This window comes from Burkholderia sp. YIM B11467, assembly GCF_052952715.1.
The window spans coordinates 238,715-256,942 of the sequence record NZ_JBQVSQ010000008.1 but is presented as its reverse complement, the minus strand read 5'-3'; the positions used below and the strand labels follow the sequence as shown (position 1 = coordinate 256,942).

Genomic DNA, 18,228 nt, shown 5'->3' with positions numbered 1-18,228 from the left:
CCGATTGTGGCGTGAACGTCCGGTAAATCGTCGGTTTCGATGCGATTTCGGCGCGCCGCGGCGGGGCGTATCAGGGTTAATCCGGGGCGGTTTCGGCCAGCGGCAGGCTGATGCGCACGAGCGTGCCGGCGAGGCGCGGTTCGTGCTGGTAGACGTGATCGTCGAGCGTCAGCGTGCCGCCGTGCTGCGTGGCGATCTCGCGCACGATCGCGAGCCCGAGGCCGCTGCCGTCGCCTTCGCGGCCGAGGATCCGGTAGAAGCGCTCGACGACGCGCTCGCGTTCGGCGGCGGGGATGCCGGGGCCGGTGTCCTCGACTTCGAGATGCACGAACCGCGTCGTCGGGTCGGCGTGCACGCGCACCGTGATGCGGCCGCCTTCCGGCGTGTAGCGGATCGCGTTGTCGACCAGGTTGCCGAGCATCTCGCGCAGCATCACCGGATTGCCGTCGACGTCGAGCGGCGTGTCGTCCGGCGGGCCTTCGTAGCCGAGATCCATCCGTTTCGCGAGCGCGGCCTGCACCCAGTCGCGCACCGTGCGCCGCGCGAGCGCGGCGATCTCGACCGGCTCGAACGTGAGCCCGCTCGCGCGGTTCTCGGCGCGCGCGAGCGCAAGCAGTTGCGTGACGAGCCGCGCGGCCTGCTCGGAGCTCGTCGCGATCTGCTCGAGCGAGCGCTGCACGTCGGGCGGAACGGGGTGGCGCAGCGCGAACTCGGCCTGCGTGCGCAGGCCCGCGAGCGGCGTCTTCATCTGGTGTGCGGCGTCGGCGATGAAGCGCTTTTGCAGCGCCATGTTTTGTTCGAGCCGCGCGAGCAGGTCGTTGAAGGACGTGACGAGCGGCTCGATCTCGGGCGGCGCGCGCTGTGCCTCGACGGGCGACAGGTCGTCGGGCCGCCGCGCGCGGATGTGCGCCTGCAGCGCGTTGAGCGGCGCGAGCCCGCGCGACAGCCCGAACCAGACGAGCAGGATCGCGAGCGGCAGGATCACGAATTGCGGCAGGATCACGCCCTTGATGATGTCGTTCGCGAGCGCGTTGCGCTTGTCGAGCGTTTCGCCGACCTGCACGAGTACGGGCTGCGTGCCGCTCGATTGCGGCAGCTCGACCGTCGTATACGCGACGCGTACGTCGTTGCCGCGCAGCAGGTCGTCGCGAAACACGACGACGCCCGGCGGCGGGCGATCCTCGTCGCGCGGCAGCGGCATGTCGGCTTCGCCCGCGACCAGCTCGCCGCGCGTGCCGAGCACCTGGAAGTAAACACTGTCGACGTTGTCCGCGCGCAGGAAGTCGCGCGTCTGCTCCGGCAGCGTCAGCTCGGCGACGCCGTTCACCGGGTGGATCTGCCGCGCGAGCACGTAGGCGTTGGTCTCGAGCGTACGGTCGAACGGGCTGTTCGCGATCGTCTTCGCGACGAGGTAGGTGACGGCGATGCTCATCGGCCACAGCAGCAGCAGCGGCGCGAGCATCCAGTCGAGGATTTCACCGAACAGCGAGCGCGGGCGCGGGGCCTCGGGCGTATCGGTTTCGTCGGGCGGCGCGAACGGGTTCTCGTAACGTGCGTCGCGCGCGTCGTCGGCGGCTGATGACGGCGCGCCGGTCGGGTGGCGGGAATGGGCCGGCGTGGCCATCGCGGCGACGCCCGGCTTCAGCGCAGCGGCGTGCCGGCCGCCGCGGGCTGGGGCGCTGTCGTGCCGGCCGGCGCGGCGGGCGCGGCCTTCTCGAGGCAATAGCCGAGGCCGCGCACGGTCGAGATCCGTACGCCGCTCGGTTCGATCTTCTTGCGCAGCCGGTGCACGTAGACTTCGATCGCGTTGTTGCTGACTTCCTCGCCCCATTCGCACAGATGGTCGACGAGCTGTTCCTTCGACACGAGCCGGCCGATCCGCTGCAGCAGCACCTCGAGCAGGCCGAGTTCGCGCGCGGAGAGATCGAGCACGTGATCGTTCGCATACGCGATGCGGCCGACCTGGTCGAACGCGAGCGAGCCGTGCCGGACGACGGTCGGGCCGCCGCCCGCGCCGCGCCGGGTCAGCGCACGCACGCGCGCTTCGAGCTCGTTGAGCGCGAACGGCTTGGCCATATAGTCGTCGGCGCCGAGGTCGAGCCCCTTCACGCGCTCGTCGACGCTGTCGGCGGCGGTCAGGATCAGCACGGGGAGGTTGGAATTGCGGGCGCGCAGGCGCTTGAGCACGTCGAGCCCGGACATTTTCGGCAGCCCGAGATCGAGGATCAGCAGGTCGAATGTCTGCATCGACAGCGCCGTATCGGCGTCGACGCCGCTCTTCACGTGGTCGACGGCATAGCCCGATTGGCGGAGTGACCGGGTGAGGCCGTCCGCGAGTATGCTGTCGTCTTCGGCGATGAGAATTCGCATGTTGCTGACCGATGGCCGGCAAGGTGTTCGCGCCGGCGCGGTTGTCTCCGAAGTTATTTGTGTACAACGCAGCCTGCATTGCGGGCTTGCATAAAACACTGTTTTTTTATACAGTGTCTGCATTCGTGGGCGGCGCTTGAAAGCGGGCGCGCCTTTAACAGACGCTGCTCATCATAGCAAAGGACGATTCATGGAAGAAAGCAAGAAAGGCTCCGGGATGACCGCCGAGAAGAGCAAGGCGCTGGCGGCCGCACTCGCGCAGATCGAGAAGCAGTTCGGCAAAGGGTCGATCATGCGCATGGGCGACGGCGAGGCGGCCGAAGACATCCAGGTCGTCTCCACGGGTTCGCTGGGGCTCGACATCGCGCTTGGCGTCGGCGGCCTGCCGCGCGGCCGCGTGGTCGAGATCTACGGCCCGGAATCGTCCGGTAAAACCACGCTCACGCTGCAGGTCATCGCCGAACTGCAGAAGATCGGCGGCACGGCCGCGTTCATCGACGCCGAACACGCGCTCGACGTTCAATATGCGTCGAAGCTGGGCGTGAACGTGCCGGAACTGCTGATCTCGCAGCCGGACACCGGCGAGCAGGCACTGGAAATCACCGATGCGCTGGTGCGCTCGGGCTCGGTCGACATGATCGTCATCGACTCGGTCGCGGCGCTCGTGCCGAAGGCCGAAATCGAAGGCGAGATGGGCGATTCGCTGCCGGGCCTGCAGGCTCGCCTGATGTCGCAGGCGCTGCGCAAGCTGACCGGCACGATCAAGCGCACGAACTGCCTGGTGATCTTCATCAACCAGATTCGCATGAAGATCGGCGTGATGTTCGGCAACCCGGAAACCACGACGGGCGGCAACGCGCTGAAGTTCTACGCGTCGGTGCGTCTCGATATCCGCCGGATCGGCTCGATCAAGAAGAACGACGAGGTGATCGGCAACGAAACCCGCGTGAAGGTGGTCAAGAACAAGGTGTCGCCGCCGTTCCGCGAAGCGATCTTCGACATCCTGTATGGCGAGGGCATTTCGCGTCAGGGCGAGATCATCGATCTCGGCGTGCAGGCGAAGATCGTCGACAAGGCGGGCGCCTGGTACAGCTACAACGGCGAGAAGATCGGCCAGGGCAAGGACAACGCGCGTGAATTCCTGCGCGAGAATCCGGAAATCGCACGCGAGATCGAGAACCGCATCCGCGAATCGCTCGGCGTCGTCGCAATGCCTGATGGCGCAAGCAACGAAGCCGAGGCGGTGGACGAAGAAGAGTGATGGTCGCGCGCCGAGGTCAGGCTGGCGAGCCGGAGGAGAGCGACATGCCCGAAACGGCGGGTCGCTCCGGCCGGCGAGCCGGATCCTCGGGCGCCGATCGGCGGGTCGCAGGCAGCCATGCCGCGAACCGCACCGCGACGAGGGCATCCGACGATGCCCTCGTTTCGTTTGAGATTGCCGCGCCGGACGATCCGTTCGACGACGATGAATCGTTCGACGCACATGACCGGCCCCGCCGTCGCGTGTCCGGTGTCAGCTTTCCGGGTGAGCGCGCATCCGACGCGTCCGCACCCGCCACGGAAGATGTCTATACGCGCAGCAGCCAGCATCCGCGCCGCACGCGCCGTGGGTCCGGCGCTGCTTCCGGCGACGATCCGGGCGCGGGGGAGCGCAAGTCGTCGAAGCCGCCGCGTTCGTTGAAAGGCCGCGCGCTCGGCTATCTGTCGAGGCGTGAATACAGCCGCACGGAGCTCGCGCGCAAGCTCGCGCCGTACGTCGGCGAAGACGAATCCGTCGAGCCGGTGCTCGATGCGCTGGAAAAGGACGGCTGGCTGTCCGACGCACGCTTTGCCGAGAGTCTCGTGAATCGCCGCGCGTCGCGCGTCGGCGTCGCGCGCATCGTCAGCGAACTGAAGCGCCATGCGGTCGGCGACGTCCTCGTCGAGGAGGTGAACGCGCAGCTGCGCGAGACCGAATGGGCCCGTGCGCAGGCGGTCTGGCGCAAGAAATTCGGTGCACTGCCGCAAACGCCGGCCGAGCGTGCGAAGCAGGCACGCTTTCTCGCCGCGCGCGGCTTCTCGAGCGCTACCATCGTGAAGTTGCTGAAGGTCGGCGACGATTTCCCGATCGACGACTGACCCGGCCGGTCGCGTGCGCGGCGCGCGATTTTGCTGCAATGCAACCGCTTCCGGACAGGCGGGAATACCCGCCGTCGCGTCAAACTGTCTCAAATACCCAATATGCTAAAATCCATGGGTTTTCCTCTTCGGCCTCAACCTCCAGCATGCCGCTATCCGAGCCCGTGCCCCGTCAGTTGCGACATCAACGCGCAATCCGAGCGGAAGCTTACGAGCGCGGCGACGGCTTGTGGGACATTGAAGCCTGCCTGACCGACCACAAGCCGCGCGATGTCGCGCTTGCGTCGGGCATCCGGCCCCAGGGCCTGCCGATCCACGAACTCTGGCTGCGCGTGACTATCGATCGTGAACTCAATGTCGTCGACGCCGAAGCGTCTTCGGAATGGGTGCCGTATCCCGGTCAGTGTCAATCCGCCCCTCCCGCCTATCGGGCCCTCATCGGGCTCAATCTTTTCCGCCACTTCCGCCGCGATGCGAACCGACTGCTGTCGGGTGTCGCGGGCTGTTCCCATCTCACCGAACTGTGCGCCGTGCTGCCGACGGCAGCGATCCAGGCGTTCGCCGGTGACGTATGGAACGTGCGCGAAGAGGGTGGTGAAGGGCCGGATCACGACGGCGCGCACGACGAACCGCCGTTCCAGCTCGGCCGCTGCCGGGCGCTGCGGTTCGACGGCGAGGTCGTGCGGCAGTTCTACCCGCGCTGGTATGGCGCGGAACGGCCGGGCGTGCCCGTAGACGGCAGCACGAAGGAATGAACGGAAATCATTCGAAGAAGCGTCTTAAACGACTTTTCATCCAACTCTCAGACTGAAGGGAATCACGCATGAAGATTCACGAGTACCAGGGTAAGGAAATCCTGCGGAAATTCGGAGTCGCGGTACCGCGCGGCAAGCCGGCGTTCTCGGTTGACGAGGCCGTCAAGGTGGCGGAAGAGCTGGGCGGCCCGGTTTGGGTCGTGAAGGCTCAGATTCACGCGGGTGGCCGTGGCAAGGGCGGCGGCGTGAAGGTGGCGAAGTCGATCGAGCAGGTTCGCGAATACGCGAACCAGATCCTCGGCATGCAGCTCGTCACGCACCAGACCGGTCCGGAAGGCCAGAAGGTCAACCGTCTGATGGTCGAAGAAGGCGCCGACATCAAGCAGGAACTGTATGTCAGCCTCGTCGTTGATCGCGTGACGCAAAAGATCGTTCTGATGGGTTCGAGCGAAGGCGGCATGGACATCGAGGAAGTTGCCGAAAAGCACCCGGAACTGATCCACAAGGTCATCGTCGAGCCGTCGACCGGCCTGCTGGACGCCCAGGCTGACGACCTCGCCGCGAAGATCGGCGTGCCGGCTGCCTCGATTCCGCAAGCACGTGCGATCCTGCAAGGCCTGTACAAGGCATTCTGGGAAACCGACGCGTCGCTGGCCGAAATCAACCCGCTGAACGTCTCCGGCGACGGCAAGGTCATCGCACTCGACGCGAAGTTCAACTTCGACTCGAACGCGCTGTTCCGTCATCCGGAAATCGTCGCGTACCGCGATCTGGATGAAGAAGATCCGGCTGAAATCGAAGCGTCGAAGTTCGACCTCGCGTACATCTCGCTCGACGGCAACATCGGCTGTCTCGTGAACGGCGCAGGCCTGGCGATGGCGACGATGGACACCATCAAGCTGTTCGGCGGCGAGCCGGCGAACTTCCTGGACGTCGGCGGTGGCGCGACGACCGAGAAGGTCACGGAAGCGTTCAAGCTGATGCTGAAGAACCCGGACCTGAAGGCGATCCTCGTGAACATCTTCGGCGGCATCATGCGCTGCGACGTGATCGCGGAAGGCGTGATCGCCGGTTCGAAGGCCGTGAACCTGAAGGTGCCGCTCGTCGTGCGCATGAAGGGCACGAACGAGGACCTCGGCAAGAAGATGCTGGCCGACTCGGGCCTGCCGATCATCTCGGCGGACAGCATGGAAGAAGCCGCGCAGAAGGTCGTCGCGGCTGCCGAAGGCAAGTAAGCGCGCTATTGAACACGCATGGCGGCGCGGCTTGCACGCGACGCCAATCGAACAGAGGTCAAAATACATGTCGATTCTGATCAACAAGGACACGAAGGTCATCACGCAGGGCATTACCGGCAAAACCGGTCAGTTCCATACGCGCGCCTGCCGTGAATACGCAAACGGCCGCGAAGCATTCGTCGCGGGCGTGAACCCGAAGAAGGCCGGCGAAGATTTCGAAGGCATTCCGATCTACGCAAGCGTCAAGGAAGCGAAGGCAGAAACCGGCGCGACCGTGTCGGTCATCTACGTTCCGCCGGCAGGCGCAGCTGCTGCGATCTGGGAAGCGGTCGAAGCCGATCTGGATCTCGCGATCTGCATCACGGAAGGCATTCCCGTCCGCGACATGATCGAAGTGAAGGACCGCATGCGTCGCGAAGGCCGCAAGACGCTGCTGCTCGGGCCGAACTGCCCGGGCACGATCACGCCGGACGAACTGAAGATCGGCATCATGCCGGGTCACATCCACCGCAAGGGCCGCATCGGCGTCGTGTCGCGTTCGGGCACGCTGACGTATGAAGCCGTTGCGCAGCTGACGGCACTCGGCCTCGGCCAGTCGTCGGCAGTCGGTATCGGCGGCGACCCGATCAACGGTCTGAAGCACATCGACGTGATGAAGATGTTCAACGACGATCCGGATACGGATGCGGTCGTGATGATCGGCGAAATCGGCGGTCCGGACGAAGCCAACGCCGCTCAGTGGATCAAGGACAACATGAAGAAGCCGGTCGTCGGCTTCATCGCGGGTGTCACGGCGCCCCCGGGCAAGCGCATGGGCCACGCCGGCGCGCTGATCTCGGGCGGTGCGGATACGGCCGAAGCGAAGCTGGAAATCATGGAAGCGTGCGGCATCACCGTCACGCGCAACCCGTCGGAAATGGGCCGTCTGCTGAAGAAGGCGCTGTAATATTTCCACGTGGGTTCGTCCTCCAGAAAACGCCGGCTTTGCCGGCGTTTTTTGTTATGCTCGCGCAATGAATTCGTAAGCACCGGGCATGCGTCGCGCATGTGCCGGCGATGAACCAGGCCGCCCGCCGGGCGGCCAAGCCCTGCACATCTTCCCCATGCTCGAATTCCTCGCGTCGCTGCACTGGGGCGCCGTTCTCCAGATCGTCATCATCGATATCCTGCTCGGCGGCGACAACGCGGTCGTGATCGCGCTCGCCTGCCGCAACCTGCCGGCGAGCCAGCGGCTGCGCGGCGTTGTCTGGGGCACCGCGGGTGCGATCCTGCTGCGCGTCGCGCTGATCACGTTCGCGGTCGCGCTGCTCGACGTGCCGTTCCTGAAGATCGGCGGCGGGCTGCTGCTGCTGTGGATCGGCGTCAAGCTGATGGCGCCGGCCGCCGACGCGCACGACCACATCAAGCCGGCCGACCGGCTGTGGGACGCCGTAAAGACGATCGTGATCGCCGATGCGGTGATGAGCCTCGACAACGTGATCGCCATCGCAGGTGCGGCCGAGCAGGCTGATCCGTCGCATCGGATGGCGCTCGTGATCTTCGGGCTCGTCGTCAGCGTGCCGATCATCGTGTGGGGCAGCACGCTGGTGCTGAAACTGCTCGACCGCTTCCCCATCGTCGTGACGCTCGGCGCCGCGCTGCTCGGCTGGATCGCGGGCGGGCTGATCGTGAACGACCCGGTCGGCGACCGCTGGCCCGTGCTCGATACGGCACCCGCGATCTACGGTGCGAGCATGGCGGGCGCCCTGTTCGTCGTGGCGGCCGGCTACGCGCTCAGGCGCCGCCGCGGCGCACCGCACGCGCACTGACACTGGCCGTCCGGCTGACTGCCGGGTTCGCGGCCCGCTGGCTACGATCGAGACGCCTGCCTTTACCGGCAGGCGTTATTCGTTTCCGGAGCCTGCCATGTTCGAAGCCTTTTCCGTTTCCCTGTTCCGTCGCGTGGCCGCCGATCTGCGGCGCGCGAACCGGCCGTCGCCACGCTGGCGGCCGGCCGGCTTCACGCTGATCGAGTTGATGATCGTGCTGGCGATCGTCGGCGTGATCGCGGCCTATGCGATTCCCGCGTACCAGGATTACCTTGCGCGCTCGCGCGTCGGCGAGGGGCTCGCGCTCGCGTCGTCCGCGCGGCTCGCGGTCGCCGACAACGCGGCGAGCGGCGCGAGCCTCGACGGCGGCTACAGTCCGCCGGCCGCGACCCGCAACGTCGAATCCGTTGCGATCGACGGCGAAACCGGCCAGATCACGGTCGCGTTCACCACCCGCGTCGCCGCGGCCGGCACGAATACGCTGGTGCTCGTGCCGTCCGCGCCCGACAAGGCCGACACGCCTACCGCGCGCGTGCCGCTCAAAAAGGGCGCGCTTCAAGCCGGCACGATCGCGTGGGAGTGCTTCGCCGCGGGCAAGGATGCGTCGTCGCTGCCGGCGCCGGGGGCCGGGCCGTTGCCGGGCGACGCCGCGACGCTGCCTGCGAAATACGCACCGGCCGAATGCCGCGCGTAGCGCCGGCGGGGGCGCAGGGCGGCGGCGCGCGCGGCATGCCGACCGCCGCTTCGGCCGGCCGGGGCGGTCGCACCGCAGCGGGTCGCGGCGCGACCGCCCCGCACAGAGGGGGGAAAGTTTTGTATAGTGCGCCGGTTGCTGACATCCGGTTCGCTCATGCCTTCTACTTTTTCCCGTTCGTTGTCGCTCGTTGCGCTGGCTGTCGCCTTGATCGTGCCGTATGCGATCACGAATCACACGTATCCGATCCCGACCTTCTATTCCGAGTTTTCCGCGCTGGTGCTGTATCTGCTGGTGGGGCTGTCGGTCGTGCTGCTCGTGCGCACGGGCCGCCCGGCCGAGCCGTTTGCCGCGCCGGCCGCGTTCGTCGTGCCGCTCGGGTTCGCCGTGGTGCTCATCGCGCAGGTCGCGCTGATCCCGCTCAAGGTGCCGTCGATGAACTGGCTGGCGCTCGGCTATCTCGCCGCCGCGCTGGTCGCGATGCAGGCCGGCTACGCGCTCGCGCGCGACGGGTTGGCCGAAGCCGTTTCGCGGATGATGGCCGGTGCGCTGCTCGTCGGCGGCGTGTTCGCGGTCGGCACCCAGATCGTGCAGATGTTCCACCTCGAGTCGGCTGTGTCGCCGTTCGTCGTGATGTACAACGTCGCGGTCGATCGACGTCCGTACGGCAACATGGCGCAGGCGAACCATCTGGCCACCTACATCGCGTTCGCGCTCGCGGGCGCGCTGTATCTCGTGCAGACGCGCCGGCTCGCGGTGTGGGCGTGGCTCGCGCTGTCGCTCGTGCTGTCGGTCGGTCTCGCGCTGACGGTGTCGCGCGGGCCGTGGCTGCAGGTCGCGGTGATGGTCGTCGCGGGCTTTTGGATGGCGTGGCTCGAATCGCGCCGCGCGCCGGGCAATACGCGCGCGTGGCTGATTCCGGTCGTGCTCGCGGTCGCGTTCATCGCGGTGAACGTCGCGGTGCGCTGGGCCAACCTGCACTATCACCTGAATCTCGCGGAATCGGCGGCCGACCGGATGCGCGACGCGGGGCAGATCGCGCCGCGCCTCGCGCTGTGGAAGTACGGGCTCGCGATGTTCCGCGAGCATCCGCTGCTCGGCGTCGGCTGGGGCGAGTTCCCGTCGCACCAGTTTGCGCTCGTGCGCACGCTCGGCGGCGTCGAGATCGCGAACAACTCGCACGACATCTTCATCGACCTGCTCGCGAAGTCCGGCCTGATCGGCCTCGGCGTGCTCGTCGTCACGCTCGTGACGTGGTTCGTGCGGGCGCTGCGCGCGCCGCAGTCGAGCATGCGCGTGTTCGGCTTCGCGCTGATCGGCATCCTGCTGATGCATGCGCTCGTCGAGTATCCGCAGCAGTACATGTTCTTCCTGCTGCCGGCGATGTTCGTGATCGGTCTGCTCGACGTGAAGCCGCTGCGTTTCCTGCCGGGCCGCGCGGCATTCGGGCTGTTCGCGGTGCTGTCGTTCGGCGGCGTGCTGGCGGCGGTGCCGGTGCTGCGCGACTACCAGCGTGCGGAAGTGCTGTATTACGGCAGCGATCCGGCCGCGCAGTACCGCGACGCGCCGTCGCTGCTGTTCGGCGCGTGGGGCGATTACGGGGCGGCCACGCTGCTGGCGATTTCGCCGGAAGACTTGCCGGCCAAGCTCGCCGCGCATGAACGCGCGATCGCGCTGCTGCCCGGCGAGACGGTGCTGCGTCGTTATGCGGCGCTGCAGGCGCTGGACGGCCGCGAAGCCGACGCGCTCGATACCGTCGCGCGCCTGCATGTGTTTGCGAAGGAGCTGAAGGACTGGCCGCAACAACTTGCGTCGCTGTACAAGCTGTGCGACCAGCAGCCGGCGCTGAAGGGGTTCAAGGCGGCCGTCGTCGCGAAGTACGGGGAAGTGCCGGCCGATGCGGCCGACGATTCGGACGACGACGATTCGGATTGACGCGCGCAGCGCCGGGACGGGGAATACCGGCGTTTGCCGCGTCGCGATGCGGCCGGCGCGAACCCGGCCAATCCGGCCCGGTATCGATTACCTCGCGGATTGCGTGGATTCCGGCCGCATGCGCGGCGATTCGCGTCAATCATTGTCAAATCGCCGCCGCTGACCGGGGCGCGCGTGCACAATGCGCGAAAGTGCTCGCGTGCCGGCCCGCGTGGAGCACGGGGCCGGCGTGAAGCCGGACAACATCCCGGTTTTCCGGGAAACCCGCCAAGCAGGATCGCGGCCGAGATCGCTCGGCCGTGCGGCCGTAACGGGGCGCCGGTCCGATGGCCGCGGCGCAGTGCGACGCGCGCGATGCGGCCGGGTGAAATCTTCCGGTGCGCGGCGCGTGCGTCCAGAACAGTGCTGAAGAACGATATTCGACCATGGCTATTCGCTCGACCTACCTGATCCTGCCCGCCGTCGCGATGCTGTTTTCCGGCTGCGCGATGCTGACGTCGTCGCAGGAAAGCAAGCTGACCTGCCACATTCCGCGTGCCGTCTATCCGGACACCGCGAAACCGCTCACGCGCCCGGCGACCGTGCTCGTGCGCGCGCTGATGACGACCTCCGGCGAAGCGCAGAACGTCACCGTCACGACCAGCAGCCGCAATGCGGCGGCCGATCGCGCGGCCGTCGACGCGATGACGCACGCAACCTGCGTGCAGACGGGCGCAACCGCGAACCCGTTCCTGCTGACTCAACCGTTCGTGTTCGAGCCGCAACGCGGCCAGTGACGCGCGCACGGCGTGCGCTGCGTGCGGCTTGCCGTCCGGTTGCGCTTCCGGCCGGCCGCGCCATTTCGCGCGGCCGTCGAAAGTCGATACGCGCGGCCATCGCGGCGCGCGCGCTCGATGCTCAGTGCTGCGGCATCAGGTTCGCGCCGCGGCAGGCCGGTTCGGCCGCATTGTGCAGCCCGAGCATCGTGAACCCGTTGCGCTCCTGGCGAATCAGCGCATAGCGCCGCGCGACGGTTTCCCCGCTCTTGCCGGTCAGATCGAGTTCGACCTGAAAGCGGTCCTTGTTGTCCGAGCATCCGCGCACGGGGCCGTACGCGAACCCGGTGTCGGGCGCCTTGCTTTCCGCGTTGAACGCTTGCCGCGCTTTCAGCGCGGCCGCGGCGTCGGCGGGATCGCTCCATTCGCGCGCCGGCGCATCGTCCACCTTCAACCACTCGTCGACGAAATCGCGACCGTTGAGTGCCACGGGCTGCACGCGTTGCACGGTATCGCCGTCGACGCGGTAGCGGAAAATGCCGGGCCGCGTCATCACGTCGCTGTCGAGCGAGCCGACCGTCGTGCGCAGCTCGAAGCCGTCGGGGCGCACCTTGAAGCGGAGCGCGTTGTCGTCGAGTACGTAGCCGTGCTCGGTATGGAACAGCGTGCGTTGCGCGGCCGAGCCGTTTGCCGGTGCGACCACGTCCGCACCGAACCGGCTCCAGCGCGACGAGCACCACGGCGTGCCATGGACGACCGCGACCTGGCCGCCGGGCAGCGCCGAGAACCAGAAGCCGCCGCCGTAGGCGCCGCCGATGTCCTTGTAGTCGTCGGCCTGCCAGCGCAGCACGCGCCGCCAGCCGCCGTTTTCCCATGCGTACGCGGTGAGCAGGTTGTCGTCGCCGCATGCGATATCGAAGCCGGCGCGCACTAAGAGGAGCGGGCGGGACGTGCCGCCGCGTTCGACGTCGACGTCCGGATTGCGGCCGAATGCCGATTCGCCGTTTTTCGGCTGGACGGATTGGGCCGGCACGCCGAGTGTGGCCGCGAGTGTACGTTTCAGCGCAGCCGGTTCGACGTGTTCGTCGCTGCACGCGAGCCGCGCGTCGATCGCGCCGACGAGCGCCTGCTTGTATGCGCGAAGCGCGTCGCGCAGCGGCGGCGAGATATCGACGTTGCCGCCGCCGTCACCTTGCGGATTGCGGACCTGCTGGACGCGCTGTTGCGCGTCGATTGCCGCGCGCGCGGCGGTGTCGGCGGCGGGGCAGGTGCCGGCGGCGAACGCGGCGGCCGGTGCGGCGCAGACGATGGAGAGCGCCAGTGTCGCGCGGGTCAGCATTTTTTTCATCTAAGCCTTTCTTCGCTCTTTTATTCGTTCACGACGGAAAGCGTCTGGCCGGATACCTGACCGGAATCGAGGTCCGACGCGGAATTGCGTGAAGCTTGAGCAGTTCGGCGCGGACGCGATGAACGGAGCCTTCGATCCAGGACGCGCTGTCAGCCGTTGCGTGCGTTGCCATCGTGCGCACGATATCTCGCTGCGGCCCGGGATCGTCACGATCGCGCTGCCGCAGCGAGGGCCGGTCGCCGAGACTTCCGGCGCGTGGTCAGAAGGTCCGCTTCTTCAGCGTGAATGCGTGCAGCCAGTACAACGTGTTGGTCTGCGCGTCGAAGTAGCCGCCTTGAGCGGTCTTGTCGGTCGTTTGATCCCACGACTTGCCGGCGTTGGTGCTGCTGAACGTCAGGTCGATCGGTGCGCCGCCACCGCGGCCGTCACTGCCCGTGTTCGGGTCGGTGGCATAGACGAGCAGGAGGCCGTCGCGACCGACGCTCAGGCTGTCGAGCCTGAGTTTCTCGTCGAAGGTGCGTAGTTGCTGCACCGAATCGGGATGATCGCTCGTCCACGTGGAAATGGCGCCCGTGCGGCGGCCATTGTCGCGAACCTCGCCGTTCTGCGGCTTGTCGAGGCGCGACAGCGCGTACAGCGAATAGCGTGATGTCGGCCCCGGCGTGGTGTCGAGGGCGGTGACGACCTGGCCCGGCAACACGGTATCCGTCACGAAGGCGTGCTGCTCCCAGTCGAGCCGGTCGATCACGCTGTGCGCCGGTGCGTCGGCAGTCTGAGCGACGGAGTACGCGATGCGCAGCACGCCGTCAGGGCCAAGACTGATTGCATTGAAATTCTTGCGCGCCTTGCCGGGGACATGCGCATCGGCTGGTACGTCGATCGCCTGCCACGTGTTTCCGCTGTCGGATGTCCGCCATACGCGCGGCCCCCAGCCGATCGCGTAGCCGCGCTGCGGATCGATGAAGAGCAGCCGGCCGATGTTCTGGCCTTCGGGCCATTGAAGCTGCGCCCATGTCTGGCCGCCATTGGTCGACTTCCACAGCTTCGTGGTTTGCGGCGCGTCGCCGCCTTGCGCCTCGGGGGCTTTGTAGTTCATCCACGACGTACTGATGAACTGAACGGACCAGTCCGGCGAGTACCACCAGGCGGCGTTTTGGCCGACCTGCTGGAAATGGCGTTTCATCCCGCCGTCGACGGTTCCCCGGAAGAAGCTGATCGTCATGCGGTTCAGCAATTCGCCGGTGTCGTTCATCCACGCTTCGGTCGGCTCGGCCCGCTGCGGTTCGTTCGATTCGGCGGTGGGCTTGAACGTCACCTCGGGATTGGCGAGCTTGACGCTCATGACGTCATTGCCCTTGATACGGAAGTTGCCGCCGCCGTACGGCGTGTCGTCCCGCATGAAGCTTGTCGAAATCGTCTCCCAGCCCGTCGTCATATTCACGTACCCGTATGTTGCAATGGCCAGGGCAACGAGGCCCCCGGCGATCCATTTCCAGCGCTTGTGTTTTTGCATGTTACTTTTTCAGCAAACGATCCAGCGCGCGGCTGACTTCTTCGGATGTGTCGGAGCCCCACTCGCGCGCCTTGTCGACCGCGTCGTTGCCCCATTCGCGTGCCTTGTCGACCGCATCGGAGCTCCAATCGCGTGCCTTCTGTTTGGCGACGGGGATCCCGGCGTCCCATGCCTGCTTGAGCGTGCGCCCATCACCCCATTCCTGCATGTTGGGCCGCTTGCCAATCTTCACCAGATCCTCGACCGGCAGGCCGGCCAGCCCGCCGTCCAGATAAGCCAATGGGTGCGTGACGAAGGCGAAGGTCTTGAATGTTTCCCCGCCCTGGTCCACTTCCAGTTCGTATTGTTCCACCTGCATCGAGAGCTCGCCGTTGCCCGGTTTCGCACTCTGGAATGCGATCAGGTCTCCCTGCATGTTCTGCTGCAGCCCGATCTCGATGTATCTCTGAAGCCACCACCGGGCGCTTTCAAGCCATTTCTTTCCTTTTGGCGTGAGGGTGGGATAGAGATTGGCGCCGTAATCCGAGCAATAGTAATAGCCGTAACTCACATAGTAGTCGGGCGGTTTATGCCCGCACCCGATATGGCGCATCATGAAATTGCCGTGGCGCGACCAGTCGGAATCCTTGCTGCGCACTTCGATCAGCTTCTCTCGCCGATGCAGCAGGCGGCGGGCGACTTCCTTGTCTTTCCACGGATCCCATGAGGTGGCGAATTTCTTGACGGTCTCCCATGCACTCGACTTGCTGACCTTCTCGACCGTTTGCCAGTACTCGCCGTGCAGCGGCTGGTAGTAGAACGGGCAGGTGCCGACGATGGAATCGGCAGCCGGCGTTACATGCTTGTCGCAGATATTGATATCGACCTTCGGCCGATCCTTGTACCCCGTCGGCGTCAGCATCCCCGAACCGGCGCCCAGTACGTTCTTGTCCTGTTGTCCGTCAGCCATTCGATTTCCCTAGAAACTTGACGACGACGTCGTGCGGCACGTGGCTCTGCGTGAGCCCCGTCTCTCCTGCCGCGTTGGTGACGCCTTCCGAGAGCAGCTTGCCGTTCGAGAACATCTGGTACCGCGTGTTCGCGACCGGAATGTCGGTGCCGGCCCAGTGCGCGATGAACGCCTGATCGTAGTTGCCGGTCGAGTTCGGCAGCGTCGGCATGGTTTGCGACAGGTGCGTGGGACCGCTGAACGCGTGCTGCGCACCCTTGATGTCGATCTTGCCGGGCGCGTGCACTTCGATGTTGCCGTCCGCGATGCGGATGTAGGCGCCGCCGGACGTCAGCAGGATTTCCTTCGCCGCGGCGCCTTCGATCGACTCGGTGACCGCCATCAGCTTCAGCGCCTTCTGCGCGGTCAGCTCGATGTTGTCCGCGTGCGCCTGGACTTCGACCTTGCCCTTGCCGGCGAACAGTTTCATGCCCGCGTTCTGCGCGAACAGGCTGATCCGGTCGAGGACGCTCGCGATCAGCGACTTCCCGGCGGCGACGTGCGTGCTTTGCCCGCTGACGAGGTTGATGTGCTGGTCCGCGACGAGCTGCGTGGACTGCTGCGTGGAGATGCCGATGCCGGCCGGGCTGCCGAACAGCATCACCGGCTCCTTGAACGCATTGGCGCTGCCGGTTCCGCCGCCGGCGGTTCGGCCGCCCGATGCACTGCCGCTCACGCTGTTTTGCGTCGCGTCGGTGAACTGCTTCAGCGCCGTGTGGCCGGGGTCGAGCGATTCGCCCTGATGCTGTGCGCTGACATCCGACATCGCCTCCATCAGGCCTTCCGCGCGAACGAGTTGCTGTTGCGTCTCTTCGACGTCGAGCGGTTGGCTTGCCGGCTGTTTCGGATACGTCGTGACGTACAGGCCGCGGTTCGCGCGCACGGCGCCGTATGCGTCGGACCGCAGGTCGAAGCCGCTGCCGAGATAGCTGCCGCGGTTGTTGCCCGTGTGGTCGATCAGGTAGCCGAGGTGCAGGTGTGCGTTGGTCTGGCTGCTGTACAGGTGCACGCGGTTCTGCGACGTCGCGTCGTCGAGTACCAGCTGGTTGTAGCCGGCGCCCGCATATTCCCTGGACCGGTATCCGGACAGGATCCCGTTGGTGTGCCACTGCGGGCTCGTCGCGCCGTTGTACACCTTGCCGACGATGATCGGGCGATCGCAGTCGCCGCCGACGAAATCGACCAGCACCTCCTCGCCGCCGCGGTGCGGGTGAACGGCGCCATAGCCGTTGCCCGAATCCGACGACACGGCGCGCAGCCAGCACGACGCTTTCTCGTCGCCGTCGTTGAGGCGGTCCCAATGGAAGCGGACCTTGACCCGGTTGAGTTCGTCGGTGTGGACTTCCTCGCCTTGCGGTGCGACGACGATCGCCGATTGCAGGTGCATCGGCGGTTTCGCGTGGTCGAACGGGCTGCGGAACGGTACCGTCGTGCGCTGTGCTTCGACGCTGATCCGGAAAAAACCTTCGCTGCCGTCAGGATGGCGAACGCGCGACGGGTCGTCGCCGCCGGCCTGCACGATGCTGCCGATCTCGGCCTGCAGGCTGTGCGGGAACGCGGCCTGCCCGTCGGCGACGGGCAGATTGTTGACGATGATCCATGCGGTCTCGATCACGGCGAATTCGCGCTGGCCGGCATCGTCCTTGTCGTGTTCGGGGTGATCCGCGAACTCGAACGTGCGTCCCGCATCCATGCGCCGCACGCCGCCGACGCCGTGAAAGCGCTTCGCGTGCGACTCCTGCTCCTCCATCCAGATCTTCGACAGATGGTCGCCGCGAGACTGCTCGGGGTAGGTGTAGCCGCCCGTGAATTCGTAGACTTCGAGTTGCTGCGGCAGGTCGCCCTGGTTCGCGATCGTCGGCGTATGGGTCGCTTTCGGATTCGACGCGGTGGGCGGCTGCTTGTAGTCGAACGTGCGCGTGGTGCGCGCGACGCTTCGCAGCGTACGCGTACCGGAGAACTGGACGAGCGTGTCGGCCTCGTCGCCCGTGCCGGCGTGATGAAAGCGCACGGTGCGCGGCGACAGCGCGGGCAACGCGTCGATGCGGTCGACGATGACGAGCTGATGCGACTTGCCGTCCTTGTCCTGTTCCCAGAAGCCGTACAGGCCTTCCGATTCCATCAGGCGATGCACGAAATTCCAGTCGTCTTCGTATTGCATGCAGAACGAGCGGGGCGGCAGCGGCTGGTAGAGCTTGAAGGTGAAGCGACCCTTGGCCTGCGGATGCTGGTTCAGCACGTCGGCGATGATGTCGTCCGCGGCTCGGTCCTGCCAGATGCGCTGATCGCGGCGGAACTTCAGGAAGTGCAGGAACGACGCGAAGACGATCTGATAGTGCGTGACGCCGCTGTCCGATCCGAGCCGGCGGGCGGTATGCACGTAGCCGTGGTGCGGCGCGTACGACTGGTCGGCCTGCTGGATCCACAGCGTGACCGGCTGCGCGATCAGTTTCTTGAGTTCGAGGTTGTCGGTCACCGAGACGGTATCGACAGTGAACTCGAAATGACGCCCGAGCCGCGATCGTCCCTTGACGCGATGCGGCAGCAGGACGTCGGGGCCGAGCGGCGTATCCAGTTTGACAAGCCGTTCATGCTGAACCGGACCGCCCAGCAATGCGCTTCTTAACGCTTGTGAATTCATCACCAGTGCTCGCTCTTTTTGTGCTGGTTCGCACGCTCTCTCGTGCGGAATTCAGTAATTGTATG

Annotated in this window: 15 protein-coding genes; 9 read left to right on the top strand and 6 right to left on the bottom strand. The window is 66.1% G+C overall.

Annotated elements, in window-relative coordinates; all coding sequences use genetic code 11:
- Positions 1-76 precede the first annotated feature (76 nt).
- Positions 77-1,624, bottom strand: coding sequence for a sensor histidine kinase (locus ACTRWB_RS26630; protein WP_343494779.1), 1,548 nt, complete (start codon positions 1,622-1,624; stop codon positions 77-79).
- Positions 1,625-1,641: 17 nt separating this feature from the next.
- Positions 1,642-2,370, bottom strand: coding sequence for a response regulator (locus ACTRWB_RS26625; RefSeq protein ID WP_446903589.1), 729 nt, complete (start codon positions 2,368-2,370; stop codon positions 1,642-1,644).
- 190 nt (positions 2,371-2,560) lie between these two features.
- Here ACTRWB_RS26625 and recA point away from each other — a divergent pair, with 190 nt between their 5' ends.
- The 9 genes from recA (at position 2,561) to ACTRWB_RS26580 (ending at position 11,694) form a co-directional block, all read left to right on the top strand.
- Positions 2,561-3,631 carry a recombinase RecA gene (gene recA / locus ACTRWB_RS26620; protein WP_048242666.1) on the top strand — a complete coding sequence of 357 codons (1,071 nt, stop codon included), beginning with the start codon at positions 2,561-2,563 and terminating at the stop codon, positions 3,629-3,631.
- A complete protein-coding gene (recX, locus tag ACTRWB_RS26615; protein ID WP_446903588.1) occupies positions 3,631-4,488 on the top strand; it encodes a recombination regulator RecX in 858 nt (285 codons plus the stop codon). The genes recA and recX overlap by 1 nt, the downstream gene beginning before the upstream one ends.
- Positions 4,489-4,634: 146 nt before the next feature.
- On the top strand, positions 4,635-5,243 hold the full coding sequence (locus ACTRWB_RS26610; protein ID WP_129512880.1) for a DUF2889 domain-containing protein: 609 nt from the start codon (positions 4,635-4,637) through the stop codon (positions 5,241-5,243).
- Between the two features lie 68 nt (positions 5,244-5,311).
- Entirely contained in the window at positions 5,312-6,478 is a 1,167-nt protein-coding gene (gene sucC, locus ACTRWB_RS26605; RefSeq protein ID WP_048242663.1) for an ADP-forming succinate--CoA ligase subunit beta, read from the top strand.
- Between the two features lie 67 nt (positions 6,479-6,545).
- Positions 6,546-7,427 carry a succinate--CoA ligase subunit alpha gene (sucD, locus tag ACTRWB_RS26600; RefSeq protein WP_010090788.1) on the top strand — a complete coding sequence of 294 codons (882 nt, stop codon included), beginning with the start codon at positions 6,546-6,548 and terminating at the stop codon, positions 7,425-7,427.
- Positions 7,428-7,584: 157 nt separating this feature from the next.
- The gene (locus ACTRWB_RS26595) at positions 7,585-8,289 is read left to right on the top strand and encodes a TerC family protein (RefSeq protein WP_412023095.1); all 705 of its coding nucleotides are present in this window, start codon (positions 7,585-7,587) and stop codon (positions 8,287-8,289) included.
- A gap of 97 nt (positions 8,290-8,386) precedes the next feature.
- Positions 8,387-8,983: a pilin gene (locus ACTRWB_RS26590; RefSeq protein WP_193098969.1), complete on the top strand. Its 597-nt coding sequence runs from the start codon at positions 8,387-8,389 to the stop codon at positions 8,981-8,983.
- A 156-nt stretch (positions 8,984-9,139) separates the two neighbouring features.
- Positions 9,140-10,918 (top strand): PglL family O-oligosaccharyltransferase, encoded by a 1,779-nt coding sequence (locus ACTRWB_RS26585; RefSeq protein WP_446903587.1) that lies wholly within the window; start codon positions 9,140-9,142, stop codon positions 10,916-10,918.
- Positions 10,919-11,343: 425 nt separating this feature from the next.
- A complete protein-coding gene (locus ACTRWB_RS26580) occupies positions 11,344-11,694 on the top strand; it encodes a TonB family protein (protein ID WP_089461591.1) in 351 nt (116 codons plus the stop codon).
- 121 nt (positions 11,695-11,815) lie between these two features.
- Here the strand turns inward: ACTRWB_RS26580 and ACTRWB_RS26575 are convergent, their stop codons facing one another.
- From ACTRWB_RS26575 to ACTRWB_RS26560, 4 genes are all read right to left on the bottom strand, one after another.
- Complete coding sequence (locus ACTRWB_RS26575; protein ID WP_446903586.1) at positions 11,816-13,021, bottom strand: hypothetical protein; 1,206 nt, start codon at positions 13,019-13,021, stop codon at positions 11,816-11,818.
- A 259-nt stretch (positions 13,022-13,280) separates the two neighbouring features.
- Positions 13,281-14,456 (bottom strand): WD40/YVTN/BNR-like repeat-containing protein, encoded by a 1,176-nt coding sequence (locus ACTRWB_RS26570; protein WP_446903648.1) that lies wholly within the window; start codon positions 14,454-14,456, stop codon positions 13,281-13,283.
- Between the two features lie 79 nt (positions 14,457-14,535).
- Positions 14,536-15,483 carry a hypothetical protein gene (locus ACTRWB_RS26565; protein WP_419685248.1) on the bottom strand — a complete coding sequence of 316 codons (948 nt, stop codon included), beginning with the start codon at positions 15,481-15,483 and terminating at the stop codon, positions 14,536-14,538.
- On the bottom strand, positions 15,476-18,163 hold the full coding sequence (locus ACTRWB_RS26560) for a type VI secretion system Vgr family protein (protein WP_446903585.1): 2,688 nt from the start codon (positions 18,161-18,163) through the stop codon (positions 15,476-15,478). The genes ACTRWB_RS26565 and ACTRWB_RS26560 overlap by 8 nt, the downstream gene beginning before the upstream one ends.
- Positions 18,164-18,228: the final 65 nt, after the last annotated feature.